The organism is Proteus hauseri (assembly GCF_040139125.1).
GTDB lineage: Bacteria > Pseudomonadota > Gammaproteobacteria > Enterobacterales > Enterobacteriaceae > Proteus > Proteus hauseri_B.
In genome coordinates this window covers 311,245-328,492 of the sequence record NZ_JBEEUB010000004.1, presented here as the reverse complement: position 1 = coordinate 328,492, position 17,248 = coordinate 311,245, and the positions used below count along the sequence as shown (strand labels likewise).

Sequence of the window (17,248 nt, the reverse complement as noted above, 5' to 3'; positions counted from 1 at the left end):
ATCAGAAACAGGTGCAGGATGCGATGGTGAATTATGCCATGGTGCAGCTTAGCGTCGATAAGCCCACAGCAGAGGCTTATATTAAAACCTATGATGGAATGAAAATAATTAACGCGTCAATGACGCCGTTAATAGGTTCAGTCGCTGCGAGAAAAATAGAAGCTTTAGTGAGTCAACAGAGATTATCCAGTAATTCGGCTGTTGATAGTATTGTTAAGGGTAATACGGGGAATTTAATAAGTGTACTCACAAAACTTGTAAATATTGCGACTGACTTTGCTAAAACACCTCAATCTATTTGGGGACGTTCCACTGAGGATATAGTTAAAGACTTTCAAACTGCACCTTTAACTGATAATCAAAAAACCGGATACCTAGATTTAGAAAAAAATGGTGGGATAATAGTCGGTGAAGGTAAACCTAGTTTTGAGGGGGGAACAAAATTACCCCCAACTAAAGTCAAAATCGTCAGACCAGAAAAAGAAAAATAGAGGGAATAAATGTCAATAGTAGATACAAATAAAGTAGATATGATTGGTATACCAAAAGAGAATACAGATCTTGTTCGACTAGGTATAACTGACCATCTACGTTGGAAAGACGATACATTTGAACATTTATACTTACTGCAAGAAAAAATGAATAGTTATATTCGTTTTATTGAAAGCAAAGAGGTTTATGAAGCTTTCCCTGAATCAAAAGGAATTAATAATTTTTTGATAGAAATATTTTTTCTATATGAAATACCAACAGCGTGTATTGAGTTTCTGGAAAAAGTAAAAGATGTACTGATTAACATTAATACATCATTAAGATATGAAGTAGATAGTGAATAAACCTGATGTAAGTGGCTATTATCGTGTTGATTCATATAACCCGGCTACAGGTGAAATTGTATCTCGTAAATTTACCCAATTTTCTGAGATCACTGAAACAACTGCGAAAAACTATATTCACGAGGCAGTGAATAAATATCCGGCAGGGGCAACAATATCTAAGGTTTCATCCAGTGGGCCATTAGCTGGTAGTCAGCTAAAAGGCGAAAATATTTTGGAGGTTCCTCCTCAAAGTAAACCTATACATCAACCAGTACTGGACGCGGCTAAAAAAGCTAATGTGATGATCCGTGATACAAATGGGAAAATATATAAATGAACCAGAATGTTTTTTATTGTAAGGAATGGTCGATTGGATATAAGGAGCCAATTGATTTATATAGTGAAAATAAAGCTCGAAAAAAACATGAATCTGGTGAAATCTACACGGTACTTATTGGTTCAGATGTAGAACCTGCATGCTTTATTAATATAACTAAAAATGCTGGGTGGGTTAGTGTTGGTTTTTTGGATCAGGAGTTAAGAGAGTATTTATTCTATAGTTTTAAAGTGATTAATGATAACAAACTATTTCTCTCTATGGCAGTTCATCGTGAGTTTGCTGAGAATAAAGGTGAAGGTGCTGGAATATTGAACGTATCAAGCGGCACAACTTATATTTTTAATGAAGACGGAAATACTATTGTTAGAGAAGAACAGTTTAATCCTTATAAACTGGAAGAAAGTCAAACAATGGTTGATATATCAGGTAATTATGACAAATTCCCTGAGTTTGGTGAATATGATCTACTGATACGAAAAGAAAGATAATATTATCGTCACCAAAGGGTGCGAGACATAATACAATTGTGTGTGGTTGGGTAGTATCAACTGCATATAATTCCACCCCTACATTATGTTGAATTGGCAGAAGTTATTTATCAGTGGTGATAGCGTGACAACTTTTAGTAAATATTTTAAAACGGTTCCAGCACCTGAGTATTCCGAGCCAAAGTTATCTCACAATGAATTTTCTACAGACCCAAGTTGGTGGCGGCTTAAAGAAGAGAACGGTAAGTATATTTTTTCTTGTTTATCAGGAGCGCTAGCCGGCGGTGAGCGTCATGCAGAAATTACACAAGAAGAAAATGATAAATTACGCAATGGTAAAATGACGGCTGATGAAATTTGCAGAAAATACCAAATAGGCTAAAACCCAATTCACTCTGGGATCTCTCTTAGATATTTACTCCCCCTCAGCCAATTGGATAATCAACTGTCCGGCTTGGTGCGTGAGGGTGTAGTGGCTTCCAACCTAAAAATCTATTTTTTCAGCTACTTACCGCTAATGGTGAATTATGGGCTGGGATTGGGTTTACCTTGGTTTGGTAAATAACTAACTAAATATTTTATGTTTTCTCCCTTTTCGTTAACTATCAGTATTTTTACATCAACGTCATTTAACTCAAAATCACACTGCGTCTGTAGCAAACAGATAGTGCCTAACTCAAACAAAGACAACTTTTAAATAAACACCTTAATATCGAAGGCGCCGTTACCACTGCAAAAACCGGGAAAAATGCGGTTGAGAATAACTTTTTGCATTGCTGTAGAAACAATAAAATTGAATCCAGACGGTACAAGAGTTGTGAAGTTTACTACTCAGTTTCCAGATGGGAGCTTATCAAAAATTAAGATAAGTACACTTTTTCCAGAGAATTGGTCAGATAAAAGCATCATTGATTCTGTCAATAAAATTGGTAACTCCTCAGCTATTGGACAAAGAAGCTCAACAGGTGAAACGTTGCATCGTGGTATAATTAATGGTGTAGAAATTGATGTGATTAAAAAAGGAAATCAAGTTACAGCTGGGTATCCTGTAGGTGGAAAACCGACTCCTGGCTTTAATCCAATCGATTGAGGCATGTACATGTATAAAGAATTTGATTTATGTATTACTGATTTTAGTAATGATAATGAACCTGGAGATTATTGGTATGATTGCGCTGTCGTTGAATCTGCTAAAATTTTAAGTAAATTCAATGAGCCAGACTGGGTATGCCTATTTAATGAGTTAGCGCATAAATCTATATTTTGGAAAACTAGATTGGTCGAATGTTTGGGGGATTTAAAAAATAGTCATGAGCTAAATATCATTTTAGCACTCATTGATACTGATAATTATGATTTATTTATCAGTTGTGTCGACTCGTTGAGATCTATGGATATATGCGATTTATCTGAAGATGATTTGGGTAAGATTAACGATAAAATATACCATCTTAAGCAAAATGCTTCTTTGCCAGTGAAAAGTATTTTAGAAAGTTTTTCACATAAGTTTAAGAGTAAATAATCCCTGCTTTACACAGGGATTTCCTTAATGCTCTTCCCTTAGCCAACTGGATTATTAACTTGTAATAGAACCCCATCTTAATCCTTAACTTATTCAGTCACTGACCTTTGCAATTGTTGGAGCAGAAAATTTAATTGTAACTATTTCATTTTAAGGGAAGTGGGCAGAGTACATACCGATTTCAAATCCCAATTTATTTAGAACATGGTTAGGAAAGTACCTCTATCTGGTTTAACTTCTCTTTTTCAATCACACATAACGCCCATAGCACGTTAAATAAAATCTTCGATAAAGAGAGAAACAAGTTGTAGATACAATAAAAGATAATATTAAATGAGAATACAAGAATCGAGCGTTGAACTGATTGATATATTTGCTATTTATTGGATAAACAATAAATCATTATGTCTTGGTTTGCCTAAAGGTTATGGTGGTTTGTCTGTTTATGACTTGTCAGAAGTTGATCTAATAGAATCGAAAATTATTGGTAAATTAGTTTACTTCCAAAATGAAGGTGCTGGTTCTGGCGTATATCACTGGGCTTTAATTGAAGAATCATTATTAGATGACTTGCTTGAATTAGATGAAACCGCCTATAAGCGATTTTTAGATATATTAAAATCTGAAGGTCAGTTAGACGATAATTTTTATTGATGATAGCTCCCAACATTCACTGGGATCTCCCTTACTCACCTCACTCTTCTGCCAACTGGATAATCAACTGTCCGCTTGGCGAGGGAGGGGGGAACTATAAACGGATTATACGGACTTTCGAAGGATATGAAACCGAGCATAGTTCCTGGTCTTTTGGGAAATATGGGGTCTGCTGGTCTAACTGAAACAACAAATGCTCTGATGCAAGAGGAAATTAAAGAGATTAAGGAGAAAATGGATGAGAGCAAAAAATGATCAACTAATGTTCGTGGTTATAATGAGCATTATATGTGGGCTTGCCATGTTTCTAATGATTATAATATTCTTTTTTATTGGCAAATGCCTAATTTGGTGGTTTGTCAGTGGAGAGTTTACTTTTTCACATGAGTATGTAAAAAAGGCTTTCAGAGTAGGTTTGATCACAGGTCCAATAGCTGGAATAGGGACTTGGTTTGCAGAATATAAGTTACGTAGATGATGTTAAGATCCCAGTCTAAGTGCTGGGGTTTTCCTTTTAGCTACCACTCTGTCTCAATAATCCGGATAATTAATTGCCTGTGCTTAATGCACGGGTCTACCTGCACCAGCTACCCAGCCACAAATTTTGTCATTTTCAGCAAGCATTACAAGGTCACACCAACCAGTCTGACTTTGGCACGGGTGGTACACCCGAGCTATTCAAGCCGTTATCACATTTACATAAGGTGTTATGGGTAATAGCATTATCACCGCGATTGCTAATGGTGTGGTGAATGCCGGTCTTGCATTAGCAAAAGGTGAAAATGCGGCAGCACAAGCCGCTGGTGCGATGACTGGCGAAGCCATGGGTATTTTATCGCACTCACTTTATGGCAAAACCCCCGAAGAACTGACCGAGTCTGAAAAGCAGAATATAAGTGCATGGGCAACGTTAGCTTCAGGGATCGCAGGTGGTTTAATCAGTGATAATAGTGCCGGCGTTGCCAATGCCGCCCAAGCCGGGAAAGTGGTGGTTGAGAATAATTATTTAACAGCTAAACAAATAATTTCATGGCTTGAAAAGTATTATCTTGCTTCTACGGATGAAGAAAAGAAACATTTAGTTGGCTTGGGAAATAAAGTCGATGTGGAACAACAGCAAAAAGCGATGGAAACTAGGATCAATAAAGAACATTTGGTTCAACAGCAAGATGAATTAATTTTACTTATTCAATCAGCAGAATGTGATGTTCATTGTAAATCAATTGCTGAATATAGTATCAAAAAACTGGATCCTATCATTGAACATTATAGTGAGTTACAGCGTGGTAATAATATTCCACGAGCCGTTATTGCAACGACAACATTAGGTTTACCAATAATGAGTAGAGCTATTAGCCCTTATGTATCGAGATGGTTAGGTAGCACAACTGTCGCTAGCCGTGTGATAGGTGTAACAACTACGGGCACAGCAAATTTAGGCATGCAAGGGTATAATATTTACACAGATCCAGAAGCGAGCTTTAGTTATGCAAGCTTCGGTTCTTCTTTATTAACAGGATTAATAACACCAGGAATGGGGTATAGGGGAACGCTCACAACCAATGCAACTGGTGCAGGTATTTCAAGTTTAATTGATGGGCAATCACCTTGGGTCTCCATGGGAGGCGCATTAGCTGGTTCAACATTCGGCTATGGAGGCACAAAATGGCTAACTCATCGTCTGGATAAAAAATTTAATCCATGGTCTAGCGGACTTAAAGAGCGCCCATTAGTTGTAATGCCATCAATTACAGCTCCGCCGAGTGTATCGCCAATGCCTGGAATTATAGGTAACCTCCTTGGATCCACTGGTTCAGAGTATTTAAATAAAGAGACTAGCGGAGTATTGAAGGAAATCACAATAGAGAACGAAAATGAAAGTAATTAATTATTTTTTAATGTTATTTTTTTGTTACTTTGCACTGGTTTTTATTACATTCTTATTGCTTGGTTTTATTGTTGAATTTATTTATTATATGAAATTAGGTGTTTTTTATATTGATATATTTTTTTTAAAAAAACCGATTGTTTTTGGGGGAGCGTTTGGTTTGAGTTTTAGTGGTATTCATCTATTTGTGAATTATTGGGAAAATAAACATTGAATGGCTAATTCAATCATTAAATAGATATTAATTTTGTAGTGTCCAGCCAGACATCAGTCTGTAATTATTATCACCAAAAGGTGCAAGAAATAATGCTGAATATATGTGATTGGGTAGTATCAATTACATATATTCGCCGAGTGTTATGTTGAATTGCTGAAGGCAATTGCCCTGCGGTGATGAAGGCCATAATCAATTGAATTACCAACGATCCAGCGTAGCATGTGAGGATAAAGTGATTTCTCACCATAAATTTTAGCAAATCCATGGCTTGGAGATTTATCTATTATTTCTGGAATAGCAGAAGAATTACTAGAGTTTTCTCAATTAAAAATATATCATCAAAAAATAAGATAATATCATCTTAATTATTAATAGATTTGATTTTTAATCTATTACCTATGATGTGGATTGAAGCATAATTATATTATGAATATAAAGTTAATCGAATTTCTACATTCAGTTTATCCTGAATTACCAATCGATGTTAGCTATATGCGAGGTTATTCTGATGATGAAATCCAGAAAATCGAACGTTTATATGATATCGAAGTGAAAGATCAGCTATATGATTTTTTAACCAGCATAGGGCGTTGTAGTGGTGGTCTTTTTGGTGATGATCCTCTTCTTTTTTATAGAAATCAAAAAACAATAAGAGGAAGTATATTGATGCAATCAGGAATGAGAGAGGAACTATCTGCTATTCAACGGTATGATTTATTAGATAAAAAACCGTTTTTTATCTCCGTGGAAAGTTATACTCAATACTTTTTTGTTTTAACAACATCAGTTACATCTAATATTATTTATCAATATGATGAGAATGAAGAAATAGTGGAAGCTACGGATTGGGATCTAAAAAATTATTTGAGACATATAGTTAATGTTTATACTCGAAATTACGATGTGAAGACGTCTTTCGATCAACATGGTGAACTGATTATTATTTAATTGCTAAAGATCCCAACTTACAATGGGATCTCTTTTAGATATTTACTCCCCCTCAGCCAATCGGATAATCAACTGTCCGTCTTGGCGAGTGAGGGTGTAGTGCGTACCCACCTCAAACCCCATTTCCTTCAACCACTTACCACTAATAGTAAGTTGTGGGCTGGGGTTGGGTTTACCGTTGATCGGTAAGTAACACACTGAATATCGTCTGGTTTTAACCACTTCTTCTTTAGCTGTCGGTGTCTTACACTACAATCGTGCTTAGCCATAGGAACTACCTCGTATAGTTGCTGTGGTTAGCCGTTGGGATATTCTACGTTCTAACGTGATACTATGTTAAATCGTTTTATCTGATATTTTAAAATCAATACATCTAAAATCAGCATAACTGATTTTAACTCGTTCTCATCCATCTGTTTTACAGCTTCAAATCTAAATTACGACCAATCTCTACCAAGTCCTTTCAGAAACTAACGATAACGTTACCGAACGTGATGTTCAAAATTACCTCTTCCAACAACGTTTACAAGATTATACCAATCAGTCTGACTTTGGCACGGGCGGTATACCCGAGCAATCCAAGCCGTTACGGCATTTACGCAAGGCATTATGGGTGGCAATATTGTCACCGCGATTGCTAATGGCTCAGCACCTTATCTTGCCAATGAAGTAAAAAACCAAATTCAAGGTAACAGTGTTGAAAGTGATATTCAGCGCACACTTGCCCACGGTTTGGTGAATGCAGGTCTTGCACTGGCAAAAGGCGAAAATGCGGCAGCACAAGCCGCTGGTGCGATGACCGGCGAAACCATGGGTATTTTATCGCACTCACTTTATGGCAAAACCCCCGAAGAACTTACTGAAACTGAAAAGCAAAATATAAGCGCATGGGCAACGTTAGCTTCCGGCATTGTCGGTGGGTTAATTAGCGATAATAGTGCAGGCGTTGCCAATGCCGCCCAAGCCGGGAAAGTGGTGGTTGAGAATAATTATTTAAATGACTCAGACCATCGCCAAAAAACATCGTTGGCGCTTAAAGAGCGTCAAGGAAATATAACCGAAGTTGAACAACGGAAACTGGCTGAGTTACGTATTAAAGATACAACTACAACACAAGCCGTGCTTGATGTTTGTGCTGGTGGAGTTTCATCAGAATGTACCGCAGCCAGAAAAGACGCATTTAAGGCGATAGACACCTATGTAAACCTAACGTATCAAAACCCAAAAACAGCGCAAACAGGTTATCAAGAAATCGAACGGTTGTTGAACTCAACATCACCAGAAGCACAACAGGCATTTAATCTGTTAGAGTCTTATACGCAAGCGTTTAAACACTTTGGTTATCCTGATAAAGAAGCGCGTGCTCGAGCCGGGATGTATGTTAGTTCTATTTATGCATTTGGTGGAATATCAGCAGTTGTAAATTCAGGTGCGTTAGTTAAGCAATTTGGGAAAGATGTTGCGAAGCCTGATGGACTCCACCGAAAGGAAATAATGCAGGTTCAGGCAATAATTGGAGTGTAGATAAAGAGGGTACATATACTCCGAAAGACAACGGAACAGTTACTAATGTTGGAAAAGGTGATGGTAAGTTCGATGGGAGCTCATTGCCTTATGAAAAAACTCCTGTAATTAATAATGATCTTAATAAGTTTGATAAATTTAGTAAGGATGATTTGATTTTATCAGCTAATAAACCTGTTAATAACCAAGGAATGTCTGAGGCAGCAAGAGGATGGGAAAAACATGCAGGTAGAAAAGGTGGCGTATTCAATCCATTGAAAGGTAATGTAGAACAAAAGAATGCAGCTGCTAATAATTTTGTCAATGAAGTATTAAATAACAAAAGCACAGTTAAAGAAAATTTAGCTCGAGGTGGAGTCGAATACAGATTACCTGATGGTAGAGGTATTCGCTATAACTCAGATGGTTCTTTTTCTGGTTTCTTAGATCCTAAAAGGCCAAAAGAATAATATATGAATAATTGTTTTGAAATTACTTTCTTCAGTGATTCTAAATATGAAGAAATAACAGTTGAAATTACATATGACAGCCAAATACTTTGTCAACTAAATAAGGATAAAGGAATTAATGAAATAGAAATAGAGTTTTTTTCTGATGCAAAAATTCTATCAGAAGAAAATCCAATGAAATTTAAATTGAGTGACTTTTTAGAGATTTTAAACGAAGCTGTAGATGATTTAAAAAACTCATAATTCAAATAAGATCCCAGTTTGCACTGGGATCTTATTATCTACCTCACGCCCCAGCCAACCGGATAGCCAACTGTCCGGCTTGGTGAGTGAAGGTGTAGAGGTTACCCACATCAAAACCTAGTTTCTTCAATCATTTATTACTAATGGTCAGTTGTGGACTGAGGTTGGGTTTACTATTGTTCGGTAAATAACCCACTGAATATCGTCTGGTTTTAACCACTTCTTCTTTAGCTGTCGGCGCTTTACACTACAATCGCGCTTAGCCATAGGGACTACCTCGTATAGTTGCTGTGGCTAGCCGTTGGGATATTCTGCGTTCTAACATGACACTATGTTAAATCGTTTTATCTGATATTTTAAAATCAATACATCTAAAATCAGCGTGACTGATTTTAACTCGTTCTCATCCATCTGTTTTACAGCTTCAAATCTAAATTACGACCAATCTCTACCAAGCACTTTCAGAAACTAACGATAACGTCACCGAACGTGATGTTCAAAATTACCTCTTCCAACAACGTTTACAGGATTATACCAACCAGTCTGACTTTGGCACAGGCGGTAAATATACCCGAGCTATTCAAGCAGTCACGGCATTTACGCAAGGCATTATGGGTGGCAATATTGTCACCGCGATTGCTAATGGCTCAGCACCTTATCTTGCCAATGAAGTAAAAAACCAAATTCAAGGCAATAGCGTTGAAAGTGATATTCAGCGCACACTTGCCCACGGTTTGGTGAATGCAGGTCTTGCACTGGCAAAAGGCGAAAATGCGGCAGCACAAGCCGCTGGTGCGATGACTGGCATTTTATCGCACTCACTTTATGGCAAAACCCCAGAAGAACTTACCGAGTCTGAAAAGCAGAATATAAGTGCATGGGCAACGTTAGCTTCAGGCATTGCCGGCGGTTTAATTAGCGATAATAGTGCCGGCGTTGCCAATGCCGCCCAGGCCGGGAAGGTGGTGGTTGAGAATAACTATTTAAATAACTCAGATCATCGCAAAAAAATCACTGGAGCTTAAAGAGCGCCAAGGAAATATAACCGAAGTTGAACAACTGAAATTGGCTGAGTTACATATTAAAGATACAACTACACGGATAATCAACTGTCCGGCTTGGCGAGTGAGGGGGAGCTGTAAACGGATTATACGGACTTTCGAAGGATATAAAACCGAGCATAGTTCCTAGCATTGCTGGAAATATGGGAGCTGCTTTCATAACAGAAATTACTAATACGGAGATCCAAGAGGAAATTAAATATTTTAATGAACGAAAAAGAGAAAAAATAATGAGCAAAAAAATTAATTCTATTGAATATTTATTTATTGTAACAATTTTATCTTCTTTTGGGCTGTTTTTTATAGGAACATTTTACTATTTCATAATACATAGCATTATTGGGTTATTTATTAGTGGTGATTTTATTTTCTCATTTGAAACATTTAAAAAAATTATTAAAGCAAGTGTGGTTTGTGGAATAATAGCTGGTCTAGGTAATTGGTTTATAGAATATAAGTTACGTAGATGATGTTAAAATCCCAGCCAAGATGCTGGGCTCTTCTTTTACAACAGAGACTACAAATATTTATATCCAGAAGAGAATTCAATATGTTAAGGAAAAAATAGTGAATAAAAAAACTAATCAATTTGAATACTTTCTTGTTACGACTATTTTGTGTGTGGTAGCCCTGTTTATTATGGGACTGTTTATATATTGCATAGGTGAGTGTATTATTTGGTTATTTTTTGGTGGAGATTTTCTTTTTTCGATCGAGTTTTTAAAGAAAATTATTAAAGCAAGTCTATGGGCTGGGTTAGTCGTTGGAATAGGGGCTTGGTTTGCAGAATATAAGTTACGTAGATGATGTTAAAATCCCAGCGAAGATGTTGGGCTCTTCTTTTACAACAGAGACTACAAACTACAAACATTCATATCCAGAAGAGAATTCAATATGTTAAGGAAAAAATAGTGAATAAAAAAACTAATTAATCTGAATTTTTTCTTGTTATGACTATTTAATATTGTAATTTATTTTCTTACAATAAATTTAATTTAGATGCTCTTAATGTTTTTATAAGAGAGTTTTTATTTAACTTATCAATTAATCATAGAACTATTCTATTATGGTTATCAAGGCTTCTATATATTATAAGTGCTGCTTTCTTATCTTCTTTAAGATAAATATAATTATACAAAACGTTATTATTAATTTCTACGAGATATAAAAATGACTAATCACAAATTAATCGAATTTCTACATTCAGTTTATCCAGAATTACCAATCGATGTTAGCTATATGCGAGGTTATTCTGATGATGAAATAAAAAAAATCGAACGTTTATATGATATCGAAGTGAAAGATCAGCTATATGATTTTTTAACCAGCATAGGGCGTTGTAGTGGTGGTCTTTTTGGTGATGACCCTCTTGTTTTTTATCAAGGACAAAAAACAATTAGAGGTGATATTTTGTTTCAAATCGGATCGAGGCAAGACTTGGCCTCTATACAGAGACATGATTTATTACCACAAAAACCATTTTTTATCGCAGTGGAAAGTTATACTCAATACTTTTTTGTTTTAACAGCATCAGTTACACCTAATATCATTTATCAATATGATGAGAATGAAGAAATAGTGGAAGCTACTGACTGGGATCTAAAAAATTATTTGAGATATATAGTTAATGTTTATACTCGAAACTATAAAATAAAAGCGCCTTTTAATGAATGCGGAGAACTTATTATCATTTAACTAAAATATCTATTTCCATATGCAAAGTGATTAATTCTCAAGGTATTTATGATGATGAAGTCTAGTGATAGTTTAAAATGGTTGAAAGAAAGTGAACGTTATCTCTATGAAAATAATGGTGGAGATTTATTCTACTTATTAGAGATGATGTATAAAATGGAAAAAATGAATTTTAGACAATTTATTTATGATGCATCTAGGGGAATTGGCAATGTTATTTGTGAAGGCTCTGAATATATATTAGATATGGATTTAGATAATCCTTCAGATTTTCAAGAGGTGAGTTTTTTTATTGGTGATTATGAATCTTCAACTATATCACCTAAAAGTTTTGTTGAGTTAATGCAAGTTATATCAAAAAACTATATAAAAGAAAATCCTCAAGATAGAGATTCGGTGGATTCTTCTATGTTAAAACTTGAATTACGTTATTTATAATTAATAACATGATTTGTTGTATTATTAGTAAATTAAAAATAAATTAACTATAAATATATAAAATTATAAATCCTTTTATATTTCATTGTGTTATATTTACATCTAAATAAAGCCTAGCTAAAAAATATTAAAATAATAGCTAGGCTTTTTTATAGCCTAATAAATTTAATTTATTTACGATTTAGTTTTAAATGTTTATTTTAAAATGAATATAACGAATCCTTAGATTCTTTTAGTTTTTGTGCTAAGTCAGATGCTTCGTATCTTCCTGTTACTATTTCAATATAAGATGCAGTATCGACAGATTCAGCTATTTTAAGGGCTTTATCTAACTCATTCGCTGTGGTTACTTTCTCGCAATACCAATCTTTAGCACCAAACGCTTTCGGCAACTCATGATAATTCCACTGTGCTAGGTCGTTATAATAAGCTTCAGGATAATCACAAAGTAATCGCTCAATTAAATACCCATCATTATTAAGTACTAAAATAATTGGCTTTAATCCGAAGCGTGCAAATTGACTAATTTCTTGCACGGTTAATTGGTGCGAGCCTTCGCCAGTAATTAAAATAAGGCGACGATCAGGAACGGCTAATGCAGCACCAAATGCAGCGGGTGTCGCCCAGCCAATAGAGCCCCATAAGGTTTGGTTATGAAATTGAGCATCTTCTGGTAAGAGTGCGAAACCAAGTCCCATCGATGATGTACCTGTTTCTGCGATAATAATATCATTAGGTTTAATAAATTTTTCTAAACGAGGATAGAGATATTGAGCTGTAATCTCACCTTTATCAGATAATAGCGGTTCCCCAAGACCTTCAGCTTTAATCTGCTTATAGGTTTTGTAAGGCAGAGCTGTTTCTAATCTTGATAATACATCTTCCATATAAATTGATGTGTAGATTGTAGAACCTATTTCAACATGTTCTGGCATGATATTAATGAATTTTTCATGGCTAATCTTTGCAGTAAAACTGCCAGTGTTAAAATCGGTCATCATTGCACCGATACCAAGCACATATTCACTATTTTCTACAAACTCTCTGACTTTGGGTGTCATTAACTGCCCATCATAGAGACCAATATAATGTGGGTTAGATTCACTTAAGATACTTTTATCCATAAACATGGTTGCATAAGGTAAACCAGTTTTATTAATAAAAGATTGGACTTTATCCGCTAATCCTAAACGTTTTGATAAAATACCAGGAAGTACACAAGTATTATTGCTTTGTATAAGCTTTTCTTTAATTGCATTTACTGCTTTATCTAATGTTTCTTTATTACTAATTTGTTTTTTAGCAGCAAGAGGGGCTTTATTTTCGTGTATTGGCATTAATGCATAATCAGCAGGTAAGCCAATATAAACAGGGCGACGCTCTTTTAATGCACAAGCAATTAAACGTTCTGTTTCTGCTACACAATTTTCAGGTGTTAAAATCGCATGAGCACAAGCTAAGCGCTGACCTAATTGATAAAAAATATCAAAATCACCATTACCCAAAGTATGATGGACTAAGCGTTTACTTTTTTGTACGCCACTTGTAGGCATACCGACTAAGTGAAAGATAGGTAAGTTCTCTGCATAAGAGCCGGCAATAGCATTAATCGCACTTAATTCACCTACACCAAAAGTTGTTGATAGCGCTGCCATACCTTTAATACGGGCATAGCCATCTGCGGCATAAGCTGCATTTAATTCATTACAATTTCCAATCCAACGCATTGAGTTGCCATTACATATTGTGTCCTCTATAGGAAATGCATAATCACCGGCAACACCAAAGACATCCCTTATCCCTAAGTCATATAATCGACTTAATAGATGTTCAATAACGCTCTTATTCATATAATCTCCAGATATTCTGAAATAATCATCTACTATATAGTAGTAAAGTTCCTATAATGTGCTTAAGTTTTATCGTGGAACTTACTTAATAGGAAATGGTTTATTATCATTGGGGCTATAACTAAAAGTAATAGGAGACTGTTGACGATGGATATACGCGCATTGCGCTATTTTGTTGAGGTCGTTCAATTAAATGGTTTTAGCCGAGCGGCTGATGCTCTATTTATTACGCAGCCTGCCATTAGTCGTAGTATAAAAAAGCTAGAAGCTGAACTTGGTGCGACTTTATTAATAAGAGAGATAAATGGTGTAAGGCTAACAGATGATGGTGCTATTTTATTTGAACATGCAAAACAGATACTTAAACAATTTAATAGCATGAATAAAGCATTGCATGATAAAGCAGGACCATTAACAGGAACATTAAATGTTGGATTACCTCCGGTTATAGCCTCTACTTATTTTGCAGATATTATTATGGCATTTAGCTCTTTTCATCCTCAGGTTGAACTGAAAATTTTTGAATTAGGCACAAAGCAGATGGAAGAGGCAATGCTAGAAGGCACTGTTGAAACTGCAGCAGTTGTATTACCTTTTAATGATAATGCTTTTGAATTAACAGTATTTTCAGAGGATCGCCTCATGTTATTAATGAGCCATACTCATCCTTTAGCAATAAAAAAAGAGGTGAATTTTAAAAATATTATTACTGAGCCCTTTGTCTTTTTTTCAGATGATTTTCGTATAAATGATTTAGTGCGTAGTGCGTGTGGTATTTATAGCACAGAGCCCATTATTGCTGGGCGTAGTAATCATTTAGATTTAATTATTGCTATGGTAAAAGCAGGTGTTGGTGTGACTTTGCTACCAAACAGTATGTGCAATAAAAATCCGATAGAGAATTTGGTTGCGATCCCTGTTATTGATCCTGTGCTTTCTTATCAATTGGCGTTGGCAAATAATAAAAATAGCTATCAAAGTCGTAGTTGCCAAGCATGGAATCAATTAGCGATAGAAAAATTAACAGCACAATAAAGTATTAATGAGAAATTATTAAATAGAAATTAATTATATTTATCTATTTTTACAAAGACAGATTTCACTGCGATTTATTGCTATTTATCGAGTAATACTAATTTAATAAATAATACAAATTCTCTAAGACTTGCCTATCGTGGTGTAAAAATGGTTATATTGATAGTAAGTTTATATTTCATCAGTTTTATCTTGAGTAAAAATAGAGACTGATAAAATAAAAGATTAATCAGACAAGATAGGCATAGGACAGGGAACATGAATGAGAGTAACAGCTCAGCTAACCAACATTTTATTCGTAAGTTAGAAGGTATTGTCGGTAAAAAACAAGTACTAACACAAGCACATAAAACCGAAAGATATCGCAAAGGCTTTCGTTCAGGGCAAGGTAAAGCATTAGCCGTCGTATTTCCTCACTCTTTACTAGAACAGTGGCGTGTATTTAAAGCCTGTGTTGACGCTGATAAAATTATTATTATGCAAGCGGCAAATACGGGCTTAACAGAAGGGTCGACACCAAATGGTGATGATTATGATAGAGATATCGTTATTATCAGCACATTGCGCCAAGATAAAATTCAAGTACTTTCAGAATATAATCAAGTTATTGCTTTTCCCGGTAGCACATTGTGGCATTTAGAAAAAGTATTAAAGCCATTAGGTCGAGAACCTCACTCTGTTATCGGTTCTTCTTGTATCGGTGCTTCTGTTATTGGTGGAATTTGTAATAACTCTGGTGGTGCTTTAGTTCGCCGTGGTCCTGCTTATACTGAATTATCGCTTTATGCACGTGTAAATGAGAAAGGTGAAGCTGAATTAGTAAATCATTTAGGTATCGATCTAGGTGAAACACCAGAAGAGATTTTAACTAATCTTGATAATCGTCATTACCATGCGAAACAAATCCATGCGACAGAAAAGCTAGCATCAGATCATGAATATAGTGAGCGTGTACGTGATGTTGATGCAGATACGCCTTCTCGTTTTAATAATGATGAAAGGCGCCTATATGATGCAGCAGGAAGCGCAGGAAAACTTTCGGTATTTGCAGTGCGATTAGATACATTCCCCGCTGATCATCGTACCCAAGTGTTTTATATTGGTACTAATAATCCTGATGAACTAGAAGATATTCGTCGCCATATCTTAAGTAACTTTAAAACACTGCCAGTCGCGGGTGAGTATATGCATAGAAGTTATTATGAAATGGCTGAAGTTTATGGAAAAGACACTTTTCTTGTTATCGATAAATTAGGCACTGATAAAATGCCAACGCTTTTTGCAATTAAAGGGCGATTCGATGCGGTATTAAATAAAGTTCCATTTTTACCTAAAAACATGGTCGATAGAACAATGCAGCTAATGAGTAAGCTATGGCCATCTCATTTACCTGAGCGTATGACTGATTTTCGCGATAAATATGAACATCATTTGATGTTAAGAATGGCTGATAGCGGTATTGATGAAGCATCAACTTATTTAAAAGAATATTTTAAACAAGCGTCTGGTGATTATTTTGAATGTACAGAAGAAGAGGGTAATAAAGCCTTTTTACATCGTTTTGCTGCTGCCGGTGCTGCTGTCCGTTACCACGCTGTCCATATAAATGAAGTTGAAGATGTTTTACCTTTGGATATTGCATTACGCCGTAATGACAAAGATTGGTTTGAGAAATTGCCACCAGAAATTGAGAGTAAATTGCTGCATAAACTCTATTGTGGGCACTTTATGTGCCATGTAATGCATCAAGACTATATTATTAAAAAAGGTGTCGATGCCAAAGCACTAAAAGCTCAAATGCTAGCGTTATTAGATAAACGAGGTGCAGAATATCCAGCTGAGCATAATGTTGGACATATGTACCATGCAAAACCACAGTTAAAAGCTTTTTATCAGCATAACGATCCAACCAATAGTATGAACCCAGGAATTGGTAAAACCTCAAAATTAAAATATTGGGGTGGTGAATGTGGTTGTGGGCAAGCTCATACAAATAAAGAAACAGAAAAATAATGTAAATAATAGATATTTTAAAAACAAAAAAGGCAGGATTATCCCTGCCTTTTTATTATTATATC

The 17,248-nt window shown here is 35.4% G+C and carries 23 protein-coding genes and 1 pseudogene; 21 read left to right on the top strand and 3 right to left on the bottom strand.

What is annotated here, in order from left to right:
- The 11 genes and pseudogenes from ABN099_RS09750 to ABN099_RS09700 form a co-directional block, all read left to right on the top strand.
- Nucleotides 1-491: pseudogene (locus tag ABN099_RS09750) on the top strand (hypothetical protein); the annotation flags it as partial.
- A gap of 9 nt (nucleotides 492-500) precedes the next feature.
- Nucleotides 501-836, top strand: a complete 336-nt coding sequence (locus ABN099_RS09745; RefSeq protein ID WP_349463502.1) for a DUF6572 domain-containing protein — start codon at nucleotides 501-503, stop codon at nucleotides 834-836.
- On the top strand, nucleotides 829-1,155 hold the full coding sequence (locus tag ABN099_RS09740) for a hypothetical protein (RefSeq protein ID WP_349463501.1): 327 nt from the start codon (nucleotides 829-831) through the stop codon (nucleotides 1,153-1,155). The genes ABN099_RS09745 and ABN099_RS09740 overlap by 8 nt, the downstream gene beginning before the upstream one ends.
- On the top strand, nucleotides 1,152-1,646 hold the full coding sequence (locus ABN099_RS09735; protein WP_349463499.1) for a hypothetical protein: 495 nt from the start codon (nucleotides 1,152-1,154) through the stop codon (nucleotides 1,644-1,646). The genes ABN099_RS09740 and ABN099_RS09735 overlap by 4 nt, the downstream gene beginning before the upstream one ends.
- A 124-nt stretch (nucleotides 1,647-1,770) precedes the next feature.
- A complete protein-coding gene (locus ABN099_RS09730) occupies nucleotides 1,771-2,028 on the top strand; it encodes a hypothetical protein (RefSeq protein WP_349463498.1) in 258 nt (85 codons plus the stop codon).
- Nucleotides 2,029-2,400: 372 nt separating this feature from the next.
- Nucleotides 2,401-2,736 carry an EndoU domain-containing protein gene (locus ABN099_RS09725; RefSeq protein ID WP_349463497.1) on the top strand — a complete coding sequence of 112 codons (336 nt, stop codon included), beginning with the start codon at nucleotides 2,401-2,403 and terminating at the stop codon, nucleotides 2,734-2,736.
- Nucleotides 2,737-2,745: 9 nt separating this feature from the next.
- Nucleotides 2,746-3,168 (top strand): hypothetical protein, encoded by a 423-nt coding sequence (locus tag ABN099_RS09720; protein WP_349463496.1) that lies wholly within the window; start codon nucleotides 2,746-2,748, stop codon nucleotides 3,166-3,168.
- A 333-nt stretch (nucleotides 3,169-3,501) separates the two neighbouring features.
- Nucleotides 3,502-3,822 (top strand): hypothetical protein, encoded by a 321-nt coding sequence (locus ABN099_RS09715; protein WP_349463494.1) that lies wholly within the window; start codon nucleotides 3,502-3,504, stop codon nucleotides 3,820-3,822.
- 709 nt (nucleotides 3,823-4,531) lie between these two features.
- Entirely contained in the window at nucleotides 4,532-5,710 is a 1,179-nt protein-coding gene (locus ABN099_RS09710; protein WP_349463492.1) for a VENN motif pre-toxin domain-containing protein, read from the top strand.
- Nucleotides 5,697-5,924 (top strand): hypothetical protein, encoded by a 228-nt coding sequence (locus ABN099_RS09705; protein WP_349463491.1) that lies wholly within the window; start codon nucleotides 5,697-5,699, stop codon nucleotides 5,922-5,924. The genes ABN099_RS09710 and ABN099_RS09705 overlap by 14 nt, the downstream gene beginning before the upstream one ends.
- 429 nt (nucleotides 5,925-6,353) lie before the next feature.
- On the top strand, nucleotides 6,354-6,875 hold the full coding sequence (locus ABN099_RS09700) for a hypothetical protein (RefSeq protein WP_349463490.1): 522 nt from the start codon (nucleotides 6,354-6,356) through the stop codon (nucleotides 6,873-6,875).
- Nucleotides 6,876-6,917: 42 nt separating this feature from the next.
- Here ABN099_RS09700 and ABN099_RS09695 read toward each other — a convergent pair whose 3' ends face one another.
- Both ABN099_RS09695 and ABN099_RS09690 read right to left on the bottom strand, forming a co-directional pair.
- Nucleotides 6,918-7,058 (bottom strand): SymE family type I addiction module toxin, encoded by a 141-nt coding sequence (locus ABN099_RS09695; protein WP_349463522.1) that lies wholly within the window; start codon nucleotides 7,056-7,058, stop codon nucleotides 6,918-6,920.
- Entirely contained in the window at nucleotides 7,004-7,144 is a 141-nt protein-coding gene (locus ABN099_RS09690) for a hypothetical protein (RefSeq protein WP_349463524.1), read from the bottom strand. Before ABN099_RS09690 ends, ABN099_RS09695 begins: the two co-directional genes overlap by 55 nt.
- Before the next feature lie 340 nt (nucleotides 7,145-7,484).
- Between ABN099_RS09690 and ABN099_RS09685 the strand changes: the two genes are divergently transcribed.
- The 8 genes from ABN099_RS09685 to ABN099_RS09650 all read left to right on the top strand — a co-directional run bounded on the left by ABN099_RS09685 (nucleotide 7,485) and on the right by ABN099_RS09650 (nucleotide 12,285).
- Nucleotides 7,485-8,399 carry a VENN motif pre-toxin domain-containing protein gene (locus ABN099_RS09685; RefSeq protein WP_349463489.1) on the top strand — a complete coding sequence of 305 codons (915 nt, stop codon included), beginning with the start codon at nucleotides 7,485-7,487 and terminating at the stop codon, nucleotides 8,397-8,399.
- A gap of 83 nt (nucleotides 8,400-8,482) precedes the next feature.
- A complete protein-coding gene (locus tag ABN099_RS19070; protein ID WP_432807498.1) occupies nucleotides 8,483-8,848 on the top strand; it encodes a hypothetical protein in 366 nt (121 codons plus the stop codon).
- A gap of 3 nt (nucleotides 8,849-8,851) precedes the next feature.
- Nucleotides 8,852-9,091, top strand: coding sequence for a hypothetical protein (locus tag ABN099_RS09675; RefSeq protein ID WP_349463488.1), 240 nt, complete (start codon nucleotides 8,852-8,854; stop codon nucleotides 9,089-9,091).
- A gap of 611 nt (nucleotides 9,092-9,702) precedes the next feature.
- On the top strand, nucleotides 9,703-10,116 hold the full coding sequence (locus ABN099_RS09670; RefSeq protein WP_349463487.1) for a VENN motif pre-toxin domain-containing protein: 414 nt from the start codon (nucleotides 9,703-9,705) through the stop codon (nucleotides 10,114-10,116).
- Between the two features lie 179 nt (nucleotides 10,117-10,295).
- A complete protein-coding gene (locus ABN099_RS09665; protein WP_349463485.1) occupies nucleotides 10,296-10,622 on the top strand; it encodes a hypothetical protein in 327 nt (108 codons plus the stop codon).
- A 97-nt stretch (nucleotides 10,623-10,719) separates the two neighbouring features.
- Complete coding sequence (locus ABN099_RS09660; RefSeq protein WP_349463484.1) at nucleotides 10,720-10,959, top strand: hypothetical protein; 240 nt, start codon at nucleotides 10,720-10,722, stop codon at nucleotides 10,957-10,959.
- Nucleotides 10,960-11,322: 363 nt separating this feature from the next.
- Nucleotides 11,323-11,847 carry a hypothetical protein gene (locus tag ABN099_RS09655; RefSeq protein WP_349463483.1) on the top strand — a complete coding sequence of 175 codons (525 nt, stop codon included), beginning with the start codon at nucleotides 11,323-11,325 and terminating at the stop codon, nucleotides 11,845-11,847.
- 48 nt (nucleotides 11,848-11,895) lie between these two features.
- Nucleotides 11,896-12,285: a hypothetical protein gene (locus ABN099_RS09650; protein ID WP_349463481.1), complete on the top strand. Its 390-nt coding sequence runs from the start codon at nucleotides 11,896-11,898 to the stop codon at nucleotides 12,283-12,285.
- Between the two features lie 200 nt (nucleotides 12,286-12,485).
- On the opposite strand, the gene ABN099_RS09645 is transcribed toward ABN099_RS09650, so the two are convergent.
- Nucleotides 12,486-14,135: an alpha-keto acid decarboxylase family protein gene (locus ABN099_RS09645; protein ID WP_349463480.1), complete on the bottom strand. Its 1,650-nt coding sequence runs from the start codon at nucleotides 14,133-14,135 to the stop codon at nucleotides 12,486-12,488.
- Between the two features lie 147 nt (nucleotides 14,136-14,282).
- Here ABN099_RS09645 and ABN099_RS09640 point away from each other — a divergent pair, with 147 nt between their 5' ends.
- Entirely contained in the window at nucleotides 14,283-15,170 is an 888-nt protein-coding gene (locus ABN099_RS09640) for a LysR family transcriptional regulator (RefSeq protein ID WP_349463479.1), read from the top strand.
- Between the two features lie 258 nt (nucleotides 15,171-15,428).
- A complete protein-coding gene (gene dld / locus ABN099_RS09635; RefSeq protein ID WP_349463478.1) occupies nucleotides 15,429-17,183 on the top strand; it encodes a D-lactate dehydrogenase in 1,755 nt (584 codons plus the stop codon).
- Nucleotides 17,184-17,248 lie beyond the last annotated feature (65 nt).